The 17,304-nt window shown below is 41.2% G+C and carries 15 protein-coding genes and 2 pseudogenes; 7 read left to right on the top strand and 10 right to left on the bottom strand.

The window, feature by feature from the left end; genetic code table 11:
* Window positions 1-40: 40 nt before the first annotated feature.
* The 5 genes and pseudogenes from AC6IZ0_RS07130 to modA all read right to left on the bottom strand — a co-directional run bounded on the left by AC6IZ0_RS07130 (window position 41) and on the right by modA (window position 5,161).
* Entirely contained in the window at window positions 41-1,117 is a 1,077-nt protein-coding gene (locus AC6IZ0_RS07130; protein ID WP_497725584.1) for an RNA-guided endonuclease InsQ/TnpB family protein, read from the bottom strand.
* Between the two features lie 9 nt (window positions 1,118-1,126).
* Window positions 1,127-1,333: pseudogene (locus AC6IZ0_RS07125) on the bottom strand (IS607 family transposase); the annotation flags it as partial.
* A 209-nt stretch (window positions 1,334-1,542) separates the two neighbouring features.
* Window positions 1,543-2,331 (bottom strand): sulfite exporter TauE/SafE family protein, encoded by a 789-nt coding sequence (locus AC6IZ0_RS07120; protein ID WP_497725583.1) that lies wholly within the window; start codon window positions 2,329-2,331, stop codon window positions 1,543-1,545.
* A 96-nt stretch (window positions 2,332-2,427) separates the two neighbouring features.
* Window positions 2,428-4,237, bottom strand: a pseudogene (gene modB / locus AC6IZ0_RS07115) (molybdate ABC transporter permease subunit).
* A gap of 129 nt (window positions 4,238-4,366) precedes the next feature.
* Window positions 4,367-5,161, bottom strand: coding sequence for a molybdate ABC transporter substrate-binding protein (modA, locus tag AC6IZ0_RS07110; protein WP_497725582.1), 795 nt, complete (start codon window positions 5,159-5,161; stop codon window positions 4,367-4,369).
* A gap of 535 nt (window positions 5,162-5,696) precedes the next feature.
* Between modA and AC6IZ0_RS07105 the strand changes: the two genes are divergently transcribed.
* From AC6IZ0_RS07105 to AC6IZ0_RS07090, 4 genes are all read left to right on the top strand, one after another.
* The gene (locus AC6IZ0_RS07105) at window positions 5,697-6,458 is read left to right on the top strand and encodes a nucleoside phosphorylase (protein ID WP_497725581.1); all 762 of its coding nucleotides are present in this window, start codon (window positions 5,697-5,699) and stop codon (window positions 6,456-6,458) included.
* A gap of 405 nt (window positions 6,459-6,863) precedes the next feature.
* Complete coding sequence (locus AC6IZ0_RS07100; RefSeq protein WP_497725580.1) at window positions 6,864-7,103, top strand: hypothetical protein; 240 nt, start codon at window positions 6,864-6,866, stop codon at window positions 7,101-7,103.
* Between the two features lie 132 nt (window positions 7,104-7,235).
* Entirely contained in the window at window positions 7,236-7,490 is a 255-nt protein-coding gene (locus tag AC6IZ0_RS07095) for a hypothetical protein (protein WP_497725579.1), read from the top strand.
* 132 nt (window positions 7,491-7,622) lie between these two features.
* On the top strand, window positions 7,623-7,862 hold the full coding sequence (locus AC6IZ0_RS07090; RefSeq protein WP_497725578.1) for a hypothetical protein: 240 nt from the start codon (window positions 7,623-7,625) through the stop codon (window positions 7,860-7,862).
* Window positions 7,863-7,989: 127 nt separating this feature from the next.
* Here AC6IZ0_RS07090 and AC6IZ0_RS07085 read toward each other — a convergent pair whose 3' ends face one another.
* From AC6IZ0_RS07085 to AC6IZ0_RS07075, 3 genes are read right to left on the bottom strand one after another with little or no spacing between them, the layout of a single operon-like run.
* Entirely contained in the window at window positions 7,990-9,123 is a 1,134-nt protein-coding gene (locus AC6IZ0_RS07085; RefSeq protein WP_497725577.1) for a Gfo/Idh/MocA family protein, read from the bottom strand.
* 23 nt (window positions 9,124-9,146) lie between these two features.
* Entirely contained in the window at window positions 9,147-10,289 is a 1,143-nt protein-coding gene (locus tag AC6IZ0_RS07080) for a DUF1822 family protein (protein WP_497726016.1), read from the bottom strand.
* A 41-nt stretch (window positions 10,290-10,330) separates the two neighbouring features.
* Window positions 10,331-11,476, bottom strand: a complete 1,146-nt coding sequence (locus tag AC6IZ0_RS07075; RefSeq protein ID WP_497725575.1) for a sigma-70 family RNA polymerase sigma factor — start codon at window positions 11,474-11,476, stop codon at window positions 10,331-10,333.
* Window positions 11,477-11,936: 460 nt separating this feature from the next.
* Between AC6IZ0_RS07075 and AC6IZ0_RS07070 the strand changes: the two genes are divergently transcribed.
* Window positions 11,937-12,404 carry a DUF2214 family protein gene (locus tag AC6IZ0_RS07070; RefSeq protein WP_271731012.1) on the top strand — a complete coding sequence of 156 codons (468 nt, stop codon included), beginning with the start codon at window positions 11,937-11,939 and terminating at the stop codon, window positions 12,402-12,404.
* Window positions 12,405-12,408: 4 nt separating this feature from the next.
* Here AC6IZ0_RS07070 and AC6IZ0_RS07065 read toward each other — a convergent pair whose 3' ends face one another.
* Window positions 12,409-13,008, bottom strand: coding sequence for an MBL fold metallo-hydrolase (locus tag AC6IZ0_RS07065; RefSeq protein WP_497725573.1), 600 nt, complete (start codon window positions 13,006-13,008; stop codon window positions 12,409-12,411).
* A gap of 769 nt (window positions 13,009-13,777) precedes the next feature.
* Between AC6IZ0_RS07065 and AC6IZ0_RS07060 the strand changes: the two genes are divergently transcribed.
* A complete protein-coding gene (locus tag AC6IZ0_RS07060; RefSeq protein WP_497726015.1) occupies window positions 13,778-14,140 on the top strand; it encodes a four-helix bundle copper-binding protein in 363 nt (120 codons plus the stop codon).
* Window positions 14,141-14,362: 222 nt separating this feature from the next.
* Here AC6IZ0_RS07060 and AC6IZ0_RS07055 read toward each other — a convergent pair whose 3' ends face one another.
* The gene (locus AC6IZ0_RS07055) at window positions 14,363-14,974 is read right to left on the bottom strand and encodes a peroxiredoxin (RefSeq protein ID WP_271731701.1); all 612 of its coding nucleotides are present in this window, start codon (window positions 14,972-14,974) and stop codon (window positions 14,363-14,365) included.
* Window positions 14,975-15,104: 130 nt separating this feature from the next.
* Between AC6IZ0_RS07055 and AC6IZ0_RS07050 the strand changes: the two genes are divergently transcribed.
* On the top strand, window positions 15,105-17,126 hold the full coding sequence (locus AC6IZ0_RS07050) for an amylo-alpha-1,6-glucosidase (protein WP_497725572.1): 2,022 nt from the start codon (window positions 15,105-15,107) through the stop codon (window positions 17,124-17,126).
* Window positions 17,127-17,304 lie beyond the last annotated feature (178 nt).

The raw sequence follows: 17,304 nt of genomic DNA, 5'->3' as shown, positions 1-17,304 counted from the left end.
TTCAAGGGGAGCATGGGAGCGGTTATCCCTCAGTAAGCTTTCAAGGTTTAGCCAACCTCGATAAGTTAATTGCTGCGTTTAAATCCCTATCCATTGAATGGCCACAACTCCCACAGTTGTAAATTCTTTCTTTTAGTGGCATATCTTGGATATGCCCACAATTTGAACAGGTTTTGCTTGAAGGGTAAAATCTATCAGCAATTATAATTTCACCACCAAACTTTTTAGCCTTGTATTCTAACTGGCGCTTAAATTCATAAAAACCACAATCAGCGATTACTTGAGCTAATTGGTGATTTGAAATCATCCCAGAAACATTTAAATCTTCTACTACTATTTTTGCGTGGTTTTTGCATAAGAAAGTAGTGATTTGGTGAAGAGTATTTTTTCTGAGATTAGCTACTCTAGCGTGATGTTTAGCCAGTTGAATTTTAGCTTTGTGTCGGTTATTAGAACCTTTGTTTTTGCGAGCAAACTTTCTAGATAATCTTTTCAGCTTTTTAAAATTAGCTTTGTAATGCTTAGGATTAGGAAACACTACCCCAGTAGAAAGTGTAGCTAGTTCCTTAACCCCTAAATCCACCCCTACAATCTCGTGCTGCTTATCTATTGCTTTGTGTTCTTGCTTGTAAGCGAAAGCAATAAACCAGCTATTAGCAGTTTTTGATATTGTGATTGATTTACAGGTTGTGTGTGGTAAGCCTTCATAAGTTTTTACCCATCCAATCGTTGGTAGCTTTATTGATTTGCCACCTACTGGAATCGGCTTACCTCCAGCATCAATGGTAAACGCGTCGCGATGTCCTTTCTTTTTAAACTTAGGATATCCACCTTTACCGCCAAAGAATCTAGAGAAAGAATCGCCTAGATGGTCGAAAGCATATTGAGTTATTTTCTGACAAATACCTTTTTCTTTAATCCACTCAAACTCAGGTTTAACATGGTTATTAAAAAATTTCTTCAGAATATATTTGTTGGGCTTTAATCCATCTTTATAAAGATTATTCCAAGTCGCTAAACCCCAGTTATAAGTAAACCTGGCAATACCTGCGTGTTTATTCATTATTATTTCTTGGGCTTTACTCAGCTTTAACTTTGTTTTGATGGATAAAAGCATTGCTCGACCTCAACACTGTATTTCTTTGTTGTCTAATTCTGTCAGATATTGTTTAGGTTCGTCAATAGCTTTTTTAAGCGTTTCCTTGATTTCATTGGAATAATTTCTCAACCCGTACAAGCGACAAGAAAAACAATGAATGATTGCCATTAAGTCCTCGACTAATTCCTGTTGCGGAGATAGTGATTCTTGATTGGCTACAATAATTTCACATCCTAGCAGGAAGTTTCCCAACTGAATCCCATCGTTGTAATGTCTTGACTGACACCCCAATTTTCTTTGCAAACTCATGAGGTTTAAACATAAATGCACTTATAGGTTTGTAAATAAGTGTATAGGTTTGTCTATTTAATTATCAACTAGGCTACTACTCTGTTAGTTGCAATGCAATTGAGGGCGGAGAAACGCAGCCACTACGGGTTTTACTAATTAGCTACCTTGTGCCTTGCTAACTTCAAAGCCGATAAAAATAGTATCACACCCAAGATTACGTATAACGCAGAGCTTGTTACATACCTCAAAAGGTTACTGCCGATGAAAGCTCCTAGTATTGAACCAGAGGCCATTGAAATCATAAACTTTTGCTCTGATTGAACTTCTTTGATTCGTTGCTGAAGTCTATATTTGAATAGACCCATGATGATCGTCGGAATGCTGATTGCTAGGCTCAAACTTCCTGCTAATTTAATATCAATGGCAAACACCAAAATAATCGTAGGAATAATCAACTCACCACCTGCAACACCAAGCATACTGCTAAATATTCCAATCACAATTCCTGCCACAAAACCAATGCCAATTCTTACTAAATCGGGTAATTGCCAACTCTGAACACTGAAAATTAGATCGTGACCGATCAATACGAAGCTGAGGAAAAATAGAAAAACGACAACAACCCGATTTAACGTGCGTTCGTTAATTCTAGTTGCATAATTAACCCCAACATAAGAGCCAATCAAAGAACCTGCAAGAATATTAATAATTACCGTCAGGTTTGCTAAAACATTCTCAAAACCAATAATCCCACTACGAAAAATGAATGAAAAAAACACACTAACAAGGCTCACAATGAGATTGATAATAATTGCATGTAGAGTTCGATAGTTAAAAATACTAACTAAAACTGGTAAGCGAAACTCTGCACCACCTAAACCGATTAATCCACCGAGAATTGCCACTAATACTCCCCAACCAAATGCCCAAATATTCCGCATAAACTTTAGTCCTCCTTTTTTACGGACAAAATTCACTGAAATACTATGTTTCCAGCTTGTATCTCATCCCCAGTAAAATATCACTGGGGATTTTTTCTACTCCTCCATTAAAAAAAGTTTCCCCATATCTAAACGCACATACCATGGGAAAGGTTTATATTTTAAATTAACCCATTTCTCCTTAAACACTTCCGCTTGCAAGTGATAATCATCACCGTTACTGACTGAATTGTGCAGTCGTAAATATAACGTTACCCTGTGGGGTGTTTCCCTAGTCTTGATTAACCAACACGGGAAAGTATTCTCACTATGAGGGTGATCTGTAAAGTCTAGATGATGGGCGCGAATACCTATATAAGCGGGAGATTGCGGCCAAGGTTCCCTGACTTTGAGAGTACATTCCCAATCTAAAGCTTTAACTTGACTGTCCGATACTACCTTGACTGGGGAAAAGTTTTTACAACCTGTTAACTGGGCTACGGTGTAAGTATTGGGATGGGCGAAAATATTTTGTTTATCATCGTTAGCAATAATTTGACCTTGAGACATGACTAACAACTGTTGACATACCTCATAGGCTTCTTCTAGATTATGGGTCACAAATAGGGTCACCCCTGAATAAGTACTCAGGGTTTCAATTAATTGTTCTTGTAATTGGTGGCGCAGATAGGTATCCAGGGCTGAAAATGGTTCATCTAATAGTAATGCTTCTGGTTTGATGGCTAAAGCTCTAGCTAAAGCTACCCGTTGTTGCTGTCCCCCGGAAAGTTGATGGGGGTAGCGGTTCTCTAATCCCTGTAACTGGACAGCTAGTAATTGCGCTTGTACCTGTTGTTTAATCTCTGACTTTGATAACCCTTGAGGTAAACCAAAGGCAATATTTTGCATGACAGTCATGTGAGGGAATAAAGCGTAATTCTGCATTAAGAAACCAATACGGCGATCGCGTGGAGGTAAATTAACTCCCTGACGAGAATCAAATAACACCCGCCCATTTAAAATAATCACTCCTTTTGTAGGTGTTTCTATACCAGCAATACAGCGCAAAATCATACTTTTGCCAGCGCCTGAACCTCCCAACAACCCCAAGGTATTACCATCACCACTAAAACATACTTGCAGGTGAAAGCCGGGAAGTTTTTTGTCGATATCTACAAATAATCCTGATTTAGTGTTAGAAGCAGTTTGACATTTTTGGTATTCCTGATTTCTCAGTCCTATGGGAAATGGCGAACTTGGCTGTTTATTTTTCCCCCGGTTTTCTTGCCACAAGTTAACTGCAATAATGCCAGATAGGGAAATACTCATGATGGCGATCGACCAAAACCAGCCTCATTCATCGCCCCAGCTTCCACAGCAAAATAAATTGCCATGGGGATATTTTGAGTTTGTCCGGGAATATTACCCGCTAACATCAGGGTAGCGCCAAACTCACCCAAAGCCCGCGCAAAAGCTAAACTGGTGGCCGCCACAATTCCGGGAAATGCGAGGGGTAAACTGATGCGCCAAAAGATGGTTGATTCAGAAGCTCCCAGGGTTCTGGCTACTCTTAAAAGATTGCCATCAATTTGTTCAAAGGCTCCTAAAGCTGTTTTATACATGATGGGAAATGATACCACAGTGGCAGCAATGGCAGCACCATACCAAGTAAAAACAATGCTGAAATTCAAGGGCTGCATCAGTTTACCCGCGGGCCATTTCTGCCAAAAAATAGTAGTAATAAAAAGCCTACAACTGTAGGCGGTAAAATCAAAGGTGCGACAAAGATTCCTTCAATGAATGACTTGGCTTTACCCTTGTATCCTAACATCCAGTAAGCGGACAAAATCCCCAGGAAAAAGGTAATAACTGTGGCCAGTAGTGAGGTCTTTAGTGATATCCACAGGGGTGATAAATCCATATTAATTGGTAATTTGTGTATATTTACAGAAAATTATACAAATATTGTGGTGTGGTCATCTTAACCAGCACCACCGCCCCTCATCTATGCTGCTTCAGCATTCTTGAAAAAAGGACACAAAACCAAGATATGCTATTAACTCACAATAAACCCGTATTTCCTGAGTATGGCTTTTGCTTGGTTACTTGATAAAAAATTGAGAAATTCTTTGCCCGCAGGGATATTTTTACTGGTTTTAATTACAGCCATGGGATAAACAATTGCAGAGTGGTATTTTTCATCAGCAGCCACTACAACTTTGACTTTGCTGGAAATTTTGGCATCTGTGGCGTATACTAAACCAGCATCAGCATCGCCACTTTCTACCGCTGCTAAAACTTGACGCACATTATTAGCTAAAACTAATTTAGGCTTCACTTGCTCAAAAATACCCAGTTTTTTGAATACCTGGTCTGCGTATTCTCCTGCGGGGACACTTCTGGGTTCTCCCACAGCGATTCTCCTAACTCGAGTCTGTGTTAAGTTGAAAAAGCTATTAATGCCGGTGCTATTCTTGGGGACAATCAAGACTAAGCGGTTATTTGCCAAGTTGGTACGAGTACCGGGTAGTAAAAGTCCTTTTTGTTCTAGTGCATCCACTTGTTTTCTAGCAGCAGAAATAAATATATCTACTGGAGCGCCTTGTTCAATTTGTCGTTGTAGTGCGCCAGAAGCCCCAAAGTTATATGTGATATTGACGTTTGGTTTACTTTGTTGATAGATGTCCTGTATTTCTGTGAGTACATCTCTGGTACTAGCGGCCGCAGATACTAGTAAGTTGACGTTTGACTGTGCTGGTGAGGGTGTGAAAGTGATTAAAGGTAAGGTAATAGCTAGGATACAGCTAGTAACTGCTAGAGCAATCCAACCCAGAATCTGTTTTTTATTCATATTTTTATTTTTGGTGTGTAACTATAGCACTACGCATACACGTTAGGACATCATAATTGTGGTTTTAAGGGAACAGGGAACAGGGAACACACCGAACAGGGAAATGTCCTAACACTTGTGGTTACTGCTATAAAATTTCCAGGCGGCTATAAAGCTGCTGGTTCATATTTACACATTAACTGAATTTAAATTCTGTAGCAAGTATAACTGACATAATGCCAATATTTCTGCTTTTATCTGGCATTTAAGACATAAAACCCTGTTTTTAGACCGGAAAAGAGACTGTATTTTCTGTGATATAGCAATCCTAAATGATTCATGAACAATTTCTGTTCCCTGTTCGGTGTGTTCCCTGTTCCCTTTCCTCACTCATAATTTCTCAAGTCAAATAGGATGACTATAAGTCAGTTATTACAGTACTTTTGTAGAGCAAGTTTATTTCACTCTTGGCAAAAATTTATGCTTTATAACTGGGATGAAATTTACGACCAAGGATGCTAAGGTAAACCCAGAAATAGGCTGAGTTTTTGCCATCATGTATCATATTGGTTTTGGAGTAAATGATTTAGGTGTGTCACCTCCCACCATGGCTTTGTTATCTGGTGACCCTGAAAGGGCGCGGTTGATTGCTCAGACCTATTTGCAAGATGTGCGCTTGTTGTCGGAGAATCGCGGACTCAATAGCTATATGGGATATTTACCCAATGGCCGCCCCATTTTATCCGCTACTAGTGGTATGGGTGCTCCTTCTTTAAGTATTGTGGTGAATGAGTTGGTACAGGTGGGTATCCGCCAAATTATCCGGGTTGGTACTTGCGGCTCAATTCAACCTTATATACCTGTAGGTAGTATTGTGATTAGCAGTGGGGCGTTATGTCGCCAAGGTGCAGCCAATGATATTGCACCGGTGGAGTATCCAGCAGCTGCTGACCCGTTTCTCACTGTGGCTTTGGTTAAAGCAGCGCAAGAACTGGAAATTGAGCATTATTTAGGAATTACCGCCTCGGTGGATACTTTCTTTGAGGGACAGGAACGGACTGATTGCGCTAATCCTTATTTACTGCGCTCACTTGTTGGGATCACAGAAGAATATCAGCATTTGCATATTCTTAACTATGAGATGGAATGCGGGACGCTGTTTAAGATGGCCGGAGTATATCAGTTTGCAGCCGCAGCTGTTTGTGCTGTAATTTCCCAACGCACTGTTGCTGAGAATATCATTTTAACTCAGAAAGATATAGCTGTGCAAAATGCGATGGCCACTGCCATACATACAGCCGCTAATTCAGTATTTTGATTGCCACTGCTTTAGTCTCTCATAGTCTCCTTCCAGCTTGCACTGGTCTGGGGTGACAGTACCTACTGGATTTGTCGATACCTGCGGTTATTAATGTCATCTTTGGCAACCATAGTCACCGCCTGTTACCTGCTATATGACATTAATATGCATTGAAAAAAATAGATTTTTAGCAATTTTATATTTTAGTCATCATCGCCACTGACATATATAAAAATAAGGATTTATCAGACTTAAATTATTAGCTAAAAAAGACAATAATCACGATTATAAGTCTATTTAAAACTGGTTTTGTCCTTGACTTTCTTGATTTGGGTGAATAAAAATAGCAGTAACAGTTAAGCGAACTGAGTTTAATTGTTAAACAGTAAACAAGAAATCAAAGATTACTTGAGGAGCAATCAAATGGCTAACATTATTCTTTCTGAACTCAACAATGCTGGTGTGGAATTATTTCAAGATTCTGAAAGTTTTCTCAATGAACTTAAAGATGTAGATGCTGTTTCCGGCGGTAGCACCAGTGATTTTAGCACTGGATATGTCAGCGATATGTCTACATTAACTAAGTTAGCTGAAGCCTTTGTAACCACCTATGCTATTGGTCACGTGACCTTCCTAGCTAAGTCATTTAGTCACGCTTACTAATGACTTGAATCGCTGCATTTAATTAGGATCTCAGTTTACTAGATAGCTGTTCAGGGATACATCTATTAATTATTATCCCTGACGGCTAATTCCGGAAAAAACTATCGCTACAAATACTTGAGGAGCAATCAAATGGCTAACATTATTCTTTCTGAACTCAACAATGCTGGTGTGGAATTATTTCAAGATTCTGAAAGTTTTCTCAATGAACTTAAAGATGTAGATGCTGTTTCCGGCGGTAGCACCAGTGATTACACTACCGGTATCAGTAACAGTGGATATGTCAGCGATATGTCTACATTAACTAAGTTAGCTGAAGCCTTTGTCGGTACTTATGCTATTGGTCATGTTACCTTCCTAGCTAAGTCATTTAGTCACGGTTACTAATGACTTGAATCGCTGCATTTAATTAGGATCTCAGTGTACTAGATAGCTGTTCAGGGATACATCTATTAATTATTATCCCTGACGGCTAATTCCGGAAAAAACTATCGCTACAAATACTTGAGGAGCAATAAAATGGCTAACATTATTCTTTCTGAACTCAACAATGCTGGTGTGGAATTATTTCAAGATTCTGAAAGTTTTCTCAATGAACTTAAAGATGTAGATGCTGTTTCTGGAGGTGAAAGCAGTGTTTCTAATAGTGGATATGTCAGCGATATTTCTACATTAACTAAGTTAGCTGAAGCCTTTGTAAGCACCTATGCTATTGGTCATGTGACCTACCTAGCTAAGTCATTTAGTCACGGTTACTAATGACTGTAATCACTGCTTTTAATTAGGATCGCAGTTTACTAGATAGCTGTTCAGGGATACATCTATTAATTATGATCCCTGACAGCTATAGCGTTTCCCCGCAGGGAATCAATTAGTGTCTACTTGATTAGACACCATCAGTGAGGAACTTTTCCAGGTTGGGGACATCTACCCAACTTGATGTTGTGTGAGATTTATGAGATAAATCCATTAACAGTTGAGAATAAACCCCTTCTCGCAAGGATGGGACTATTAGCTGTTGGCGTTCAATTCCTTGTACCCATTGGTCTACTACACGGGTAAATGCACAAATACGCCCGTCTGCGTGATGTTGGGGAAAAACTAACCGGTTGGGTATTTCAATTTCTTGGAGAGGTTGACCAGGTTGGCAACCCCACACGCGAAATCCATGTATATAATCTTTTTGATTTTCACTACCTAAAACTAGGGTACCGCGATCGCCATACACTTCTATCCAATGTGTGCGAGATGCGTAAACTACAGCACTGATAGCAACTTGACAAGGTGTACCATCAGCTAATTCTAAAGATAGCAGACAGTTATCATCTGTATTGACTGGTTTTAATTCTCCAATACTGGGGTCAACCCGTGCGGGAATGGCGGTACTCAGGTAGGCGTTTAATCTGCTGACTGGTCCAAAGAGCCAGGAGATATAATCAAAGGCGTGGGAACCTAAAGAACCTAATGCACCGCCTCCCTGTTCTTGACAGGAATACCAGTTCCAGGGGCGTTGGGTATCGGCGCGGGAAGAACCTAACCAATCAATTTTAATTAAGCGCTTGTTACCTACATAGTTTTTAGCTAATAATTCGGCGAATAATTGCCATCCTGGAACAAAGCGAAATTCAAAATCTACTATAGCAGTTACGCCTTGGGCTTGGGCTAATTGATATAATTCTTTAGCTTCTAAGACATTTAAAGTTGTGGGTTTTTCTAATAATAAATGTTTCCCAGCTTGCAGGACTGCTTTAGCCATTTCATAGTGGAGAAATGGGGGTGTTGCTATACTCACCGCTTGCACTGCTGGTAATGCCAAAATATCGGTAATATTGTCGCAGGCGTGGGGGATATTATGAGTGTGGGCGATGGTTTGGGCTTGATGAATATCTCGATGATAAACGGCGACTATTTCGGTGCGATGATGGGCTTTAAATCCAGGAATGTGGACTTTTTGACCAAATCCAGTACCAATAACTGCCACGCCGATTTTATTTTGATTGATGGGGATTTGAGAAGGCATAAAGTCAGGATGGGGTTTTACCGTTAAAATTTTAATATTTCTCGGTCATAGTTATCGGGAAGGGGTTCTATTTCCCAGACTATACCTTCTCCTGGTTCTAATGCAACCTCTATATAAAGTTGTTCCACCGCAGTGGTGGCCATATCTTCATTGTTGGGAAATGGTTGTAAGTCTTCCGTGAGGAGTCTGAGTTTAAAACCCCCAGGAATGGCTGCGCCTATGATAGTATGACGTAACTCAAACCGCCAATGTGTGATGTGGGGTTGACCTTGGGGTGTAATCACCAGTTCATATAATTGACCCGCGATCGCTAGTTGGCGCGATAAAGTCACTCTTGGTTGATTTTCCGTCACATTTCGCGCCCCAGCCCTATTGGGTTGCAGATTGATCTTTTCCCACCCCACTACCATTTCCGACACACCGCTGTTTAACCATTGTGTCACTGAGCGTTGTTCTGGTAGTCCCAAACGTTGTTCATATAATCGTTGTCGCCAACCTCCATGGCCAATTAATCCCCCCCACAATGGAAAAGGCACTGTTAAACCGGGGTTAATTATGGCTGGATTTCCCAGGCGGGTAATTAAATTTTCCGCTTGTGCTTGTGGTATATTTGGTAAGTCTATGATGGCAGTTCGTGTAATTTCATCACTGCAAAATTCTCGCGCTACCCCTAATACACTCATATCGGTAATAATATAATCTTGCTCCAGAGCATAGGTGCGATCGCTTGGCTGATAATTACCTTTGGTTTTGAGTTGTTGATGGGTACAATAGCCCCAAACCCTAACATAGCCATCATCTGGTTCTACTTGCACTCCTAAGTAATAATCCCCCGCCCAGGTAGGAATATCTACCCATTCCTGGGGTACACGCAATTCACTACAATCAATATTTTCACTGGGAACCAAAATAAATCTCACTGCGTCTACTGTGATAGCAGTACCATTGACTAGCTCCCAAAAACTAGGTAAAGCGGTGGTATTAGGCCAAACTTGGGCTTGGGGTGTGAAGTCTGACTGTAACCAAGGTAAGACAGCACCCAAACACAGTTGATTGATATAGGCTTGATAATTGTTCCGAGAGTGAATTGCAGATTGTATAGTATCTGGAATTGCTAAAATTATGTCTGTAAAAACACAATTTAAGATGGGGGTATTAATATTCATGGGGTTTTCTCCGGATAATTTGGCGGCTTTTCCTCTACGCATTAAGTAGAAATGCTGTAGTATTTTTGCAACCATTCCTCAATCACAGGACTCATGCTAGTTAGTAGGTCTGTGTTGACGGAAATATGCAAAGTATTCCGACTCCAATTAGCCAGAGTTCGCAGTAATATTGTTTTAGCTGTTGTCAATCGCCGGGAAACTGTATATTGCTTGATTTCTAACTGTTTGGCAATGACATTTTGATTTTGCTGTTGACCATAGTATAGTTGTAAAATATTTTGCAATTGCGGTTCAAGTTGGGTGATGGTATCCCCTAAAACTTGGTTAATCTGCATTTGCACACCAGCGCGGGTTTGGGCTTCTTCAGCGGCGATAATTCCATCGATTAAAGATGCTGGTTCGGTTCCTGGTAGATCTACCCCTGGTAGATAATCAAGGGAATCCCTCCTGGGGTAAAGATATTTTCTCACGGCTGTGGCCGCACTGAGGAGCCAATTTTCTAAGGTTTTGGGGTTGACTTTAGAGCGAGTTTGTGTATTATAAATCTGGGCGATCGCTTGCCAAATTTGCTCATCTGGTGGAGCTAGTTGGCGACAATTACCAGGTTGGGGGATATATAAAGTTTTAAAACATTGCCAAGCCACAGTATAAGCGTCAATGGTATCTGAGGAGTACCCAGCATTTTTGAGAGCGTCATGGAAACGCATTTGTGATGTTTTCCTTAACAGACCCCAGTCTGTACAAATATCCACTTCCCCAACTTGGCGACAATATTCCCGGATAGCATTCCCAAACACAATACTGGCATAACTTTTCAAACTACTGCTGTAATTAGGATTAAAACCTTGGAAAACTTTATTAACTTGGGCGATCGCTATCTGAAAACAATCTGATATTTTGTATTGGGTACTCAGGAAGTTAGCGACTGTTTTTTGAGAACTCCAATAGCAAGCTTCTTGTAAATATGCTGTCAGATGTTGCTGGGCTAAAAATTTAGTTTCTGCAACTTCCCAAGACTTATACCAATATATAACCCAAAAGTTTTCAGTTGTATTTTTTGTGGTTTGTTGCAGACAACTTTGAATGCTGCGACGCAATCTTGATTCTGTCGCCCAATGACTGAATCTGTCTCCCTGAAACTGTAAGAAGGTGGAAAAAATTTCCATGATAGTAGGCCGGGGTTGCATAAAAAATGAGAAACTGACCTAAAGGAAAAATGCCAGGTAAAACAATACCAGCACTTTACTACACAAAAGATAATCACAATATCTAAAAAAATGCGGTTGATGTTGATTCACCAAAGAATATTATCTAAAAGTTGGGATAACAAATAATATTCGGAAATTTCAAGAGATCAAGATTAATAGTTTTAGCCGTTACTAATAATCATTACAGGACTGTTTGTGATCACAAATAATTGCCTGGGTCTGGGCGAATATGATGCTGTGCTAGGTGGTAGCCAGGAAAACTGAAAATAAACCTCTATTTTATACTCTTAAACTCACGAACTACACTGGTGGTCAAACTTAGGGGAGACAGATTAGCCAGTTTAGTGTACAATTTATCAGGAATTGACCGAAAATAAAACTTGATCAGATGGTTTCGGCTCCAAAATAAATACTAAAATCGCAAAATCTAGAAATTATTATGTTGATAAGTGCCGTTGTTGCATATTTGCATTACTTGGGGTTGATGTTGTCTTTTGGAGCGCTAGTTTTAGAGATATTCATCTTAAACTCTCAAAAGGAGTTGAGCTTAAATGAGGCTTGGAAAATTGTCATCGCTGATACAGTATATGGTATATCAGCAGTAATGATTTTGGCTACAGGTGTATTACGTGTTCTTTACTATGGTAAAGGCTCGGAGTACTATTTAAATAATCCTGTTTTTTATACGAAAGTAGCTATCTTTCTGTTGGTAGGTGGTTTGTCTTTGTATCCGACAGTTTCTTTTATTAGTTGGGTTCCTGCTCTCCAAAAGGGGACAGCCCCTAAGGTAGAATCAACTCAAGTAAATCGTCTCATCTGGTTAATTAGAACTGAAATTGTTGGTTTTGCACTGATTCCCCTGTTGGCTGCACTCATGGCCAGGGGAATAGGTTACCCAGTGAGTTGAGTAATTATAGGGTCGCTAGCAAATCCTGCAAGCGATCGCGACCATCCCGAAACACAGGCCAACCGTCCCCCACCAATACAGCCTCTACGTGGGGTAGTGCTGCTAGGCGTTGCACAGAAGCCACAGCCGCTTCACGGTTGAGCAACTTCTCATCAGGTAAGATGGTTAAACTACCAGCCTTGCGGGCGCGTACAAGGTCTCCGGTAATCAAAGTTGTTTCCTCTAGTAACAAGGCCAACTCCCCCGGTGTCTTAGAACCGTGGAGTTCTAACACCTTTAATCCGGGAACAACTTCATCACCATCACCTAACCAGCGATCGCAACGTATGGGAAAATTATCCTTTTCCTTCACAGGTCCGGCGATCTTAGCATAAGTTTGGTCAGCGATTTCCTTAGCAGACCTGATATGCTCAGAATTAGTCAACACAATCCAAAGCACACCACCGAGGGATTGCAAATGATTCCAATCATGATTTGATAAAGCTACTGGGTCAATGAGGATATTTCCCTGTGGACGCACCCAAGCAACCCCATGGAAATCAATATTTCTTGTGGGATTGAAAGTAGACCAGCCATATAGATCGGGACGGTGTAGAGATTTCATAAAAATTCTGGTTTAGTACCTTCAATAGCTCTGGATTTATAGTTCAATTTCCATAATGTATCAATAATCCCATCTTTAATTCAATGCTTATAGCCATTTTTTGGCAATTAGTCCCTGGGTGAGCAGCTTAACCACTCAATTACTGGCAAAGTATTTTAGAGGATGTTTGTCAAGTTTTGACCCCACCCCCTTCCTTACAAGGTTAGGTTTTTAATATGATCTGTGAAGGCAAGACCACCGAAGACAAGGAAGGAAAGTGGACAAGGAAGATTTTATCCGGACAATGGTCTTTTAAGGGGCTATTTTTCTTACTAAGAATACAGACTTTGTACTGTTTTTCTCCCTTGTCACCTAGTCCACCTTGTCCACCTTGTCTTGTCCTTTTAAGGGGAGGGGACTGGATTTGATTGTTTTTTGTGCGGTCGGTGAGCGAAGTCGAACCGTGTTCTCCATTCCTTCCTATTCCCTATTCCGGTGTTCCTTATTCCCTTTCCTCACTGATAATTTCTCAACTCAAATAGGATGACTATAGTCAGTATTTTAATTTTATAAAGCCTTTTTCAGGCTAATGAAGTACACATCAATTGCCTATTCCGGTGTTCCGGTGTTCCGGTGTTCCGGTGTTCCCTGAAACTAAACAACTTTGTACATCACGAGCATGGGAAATGCTATATCAATCAAATTTACGAAAAAAATGCCATTGACCCTAAAAAAAATCTGATTACTGTTATAAGTAGTGCCTATGTCAGTAATTCAGGAGGTATTTACGATGATCATGATGATGACTGAAACCATGACTACTCAAATGCAAAACTGCATCAACGCCTGCATGGAATGTCACAAAATCTGCCTGGAAACCATGACTCACTGTATGAGCAAAGATGGTAAGCAAATCAACAAGGGCATTATGAGTATGGTGCGTGACTGCTCAGAAATGTGTATGATGTGCATGAACATGATGATGGGCGGTTCGGAATTCATGGGGCGCACTTGTATGCTTTGCGCCGAAATGTGCGATCGCGTTGCTACGGCTTGTGAACAAATGAGCCAAGATCAAAAGATTATGCAATGTGCAGCCTCGTGCCGTCGGTGTGCAGCAGCTTGTAGATCCATGGAAATGATGCCTGCCTAACTATAGCACCTAGATATACCTAGATATAATTGAGGTCTTTTGACCTAATTTATTGAAAAAACGAGAGATGTAAACGTTGTCTACATCTCTCGTTCGTCAATCCGACTTACAGCAGTTTTCAAGTAAATAAAATACACACCTTAACATCATAAATCTTGTGGGGTGGGCATCCTGCCCGCCCCTCAATACCTCACTCAGATAAAATGCGCTGTAAACAAAAATCTAGACAGCAGAGAAGTAAACCTTAGACTTCACAGGGTCAGGATTCATAGTTTTATCACCAGGTTGCCAACCAGCGGGGCAAACTTCATCAGGGTGAGACTGAACATACTGGAGTGCTTTTAATGTCCGCAGAGTTTCATCAACACTGCGACCAAAAGCCAAGTTATTAATGGTAGAGTGCTGGAGTACACCATCTTTATCGATGATAAACAGACCACGCAAAGCAATACCTGCCGCTGGGTCAAGGACGTTGTAAGCGGCGCTAATTTCTTTCTTAATGTCGGAAACTAGGGGATAATTGAGGTCACCCACACCACCAGCCTTGCGGTCAGTTTGAATCCAGGCTAGGTGAGAGAACTCGCTATCCACGGACACACCGAGGACTTCAGTGTTAATTTGCTTAAATTCTTCGTAGCGATCGCTGAAGGCTGTGATTTCAGTGGGGCAAACAAAGGTAAAGTCTAGGGGGTAGAAAAACAGAACGACATACTTACCACGATAGTCGGAAAGTTTAATTGTCTTAAATTCTTGATCTACCACAGCAGTTGCTGTAAATTCAGGAGCCTGTTGACCAACACGGAGGCATCCTTCTGTTGCGTAAGTGAGGGACATGAAGCCAATTCTCCTTAGACTGATATACGTAAAAGAGCGTTGAAACTCGGGTCAGTTCACACTTACCCGTCTAAAATTTAATTACAAACTGTTACGACTATATCATAGTCATAACGATTTTGAGTAAAAAATGCCTGATTTAGACACAAGAGAATGGTTACTAACTAATGGCTTGGGGAGTTTTGCCAGTGGGACAATTTCAGATGTTCGCACCCGCACTTATCATGGTTGGCTATTTGCCGCCACTAATCCCCCCTGTGGGCGTACCCTGTTGTTTTCCCACTTGGAAGCAAGTTTAGAAGTCTCAGGAAAGGTGATTTCACTAGGGACAAACTGCTGGGGTAATGATGAAATTGCCCCCCAGGGTTACAAGTTGCTGCACTATTTTGATATTAACCCAGTTCCCAAATGGATTTGGAGCCAAGACAATTGGCAACTCAGTAGAGAGTTAATCATGCCCCACGTTTTAGGGGATATTTGTAAAAATCAGTTGTTAGTTAAGTATGTTTATCAGGGATACACTACAGTAAATTTACGGTTACGGCTGCTGATAGGCGATCGGGATTTTCACCACCAGCAAAAAGGTGATCCAGGCTTAGAGTTTTCACAATTACTGGGTAAAAATCAAGTTTGTCTCCAAGCCATATTTCCGGGGGGATTCGGTACACCATGGTATTTGCGCTGGAGTAGAGGGGAATATCAAGCTAATAGGGTTTGGTACTGGGATTATTTATTACCAGAAGAGAAAAAACGAGGATTAGGCGATCGCGAAGACCTCTACAGCCCTGGCTACTTAACAGTTAAACTAGAACCGGGAGATGCCATTGTTCTAGAAGCACAGATGGGTTTTCCTGACCCACAGCTAGGTCTACTCACCCCAGAAATTTTTACCGCTGCGGTGGAAGCAGAACAAAAAAGACTATCCCAAATTTTTGGCTGGGTAACCCATAAATCCTCCTCATCCCCGATTTGGCAAAAATTATTAAAAACCAGCGATCAATTTATTGTTCATCGAGCTTCCATTGCTGGACCCACGGTGATTGCTGGTTACCACTGGTTTAATGACTGGGGACGTGACACCTTGATTGCTATACCTGGTTTAGCTTTAGTCACCGGGCGCTTTGAACTAGCTAAAGGACTATTACAAACCTTTGGGCGTTACTGTCGTCACGGTCTGATACCTAATGTTTTTCCTGATGTTGATGGTGAACCCTCTTATAACAGTATTGATGCAGCTTTATGGTGGATTGAAACTTTAGGGCTATATTTAGAAGCTACCCAAGATTGGGAGTTTTTGGCGGCTCAGTTTCCCATTGTGCAACAAATTCACAAAGCTTTTATGGGTGGGACTCATTATAATATCCAAGTTGATGCTACTGATGGCTTAGTGAGTTGGGATGTCCCCGGTATGGCTCTTACCTGGATGGATGTGGTAATTGACGGAGAAGCTATTACCCCCCGCAATGGTAAAGCAGTAGAAATCAATGCTCTGTGGTATTCCGCTTTATGTTGGATGAGTAAATGGGCGCAACGCTTAGGGGAAATGCAGTTAGGGGATTGCACCCGCTTGGTAAAGCAAGCCCTGCGTTATGGTCAGCAAGCGGAACAAGTAAAAATTTCTCTACAAAAGTTTTGGAATCCATTAGGTTATTTATACGACACTATAGAATTAGATGACCGCCGTAATGCCCAGATTCGCCCTAATGCAGTGATAGCATTGTCCTTGCATCATTGCGGCTTTTCACTACAGCAGAGCCAGGCTGTAGTTGATTTAGCTACTGTGCGTTTACTTACTCCCTATGGTTTGCGGAGTCTAGATACATCTGACGCTGCTTATATCGGTAAATATATTGGAGATTCCCTACAGCGCGATCGCTCCTACCACCAGGGGACTGTTTGGGCTTGGTTGATTGGTCCGTTTACTCGGGCTTGGGAGCGTTCTTACCCCCAACTACCTTTACCTTTTGATTGGCAACCATTACTAGATCATTTCCTTTGTGATGGTTGTATACAATCGATTTCAGAAATTTTTGATGGGGATTTTCCCCATACCCCTAAAGGTGCGATCGCTCAAGCTTGGTCAGTTGCGGAAGTAATCAGACATTTTTCACCAGGGTTGTATAATAGCACACGGTTGACGGTTGATGGGTGATGGGTGATGGGTGACGGGTGATGGGTGACGGGTGATGGGTGATGGGTGACGGGTGATGGGTGACGGGTGATGGGTGACGGGTGATGGGTGATGGGTGATGGGTGACGGGTCAGGGTTTAAGAGCTACGACCACAGGGAGCCAGGGGTTAGAAACCCCTGTCTAATAGCTAAAGTCGGA

This window comes from Anabaenopsis sp. NIES-4685, from assembly GCF_059725405.1.
This window is presented reverse-complemented; position numbering and strand designations above follow the sequence as displayed.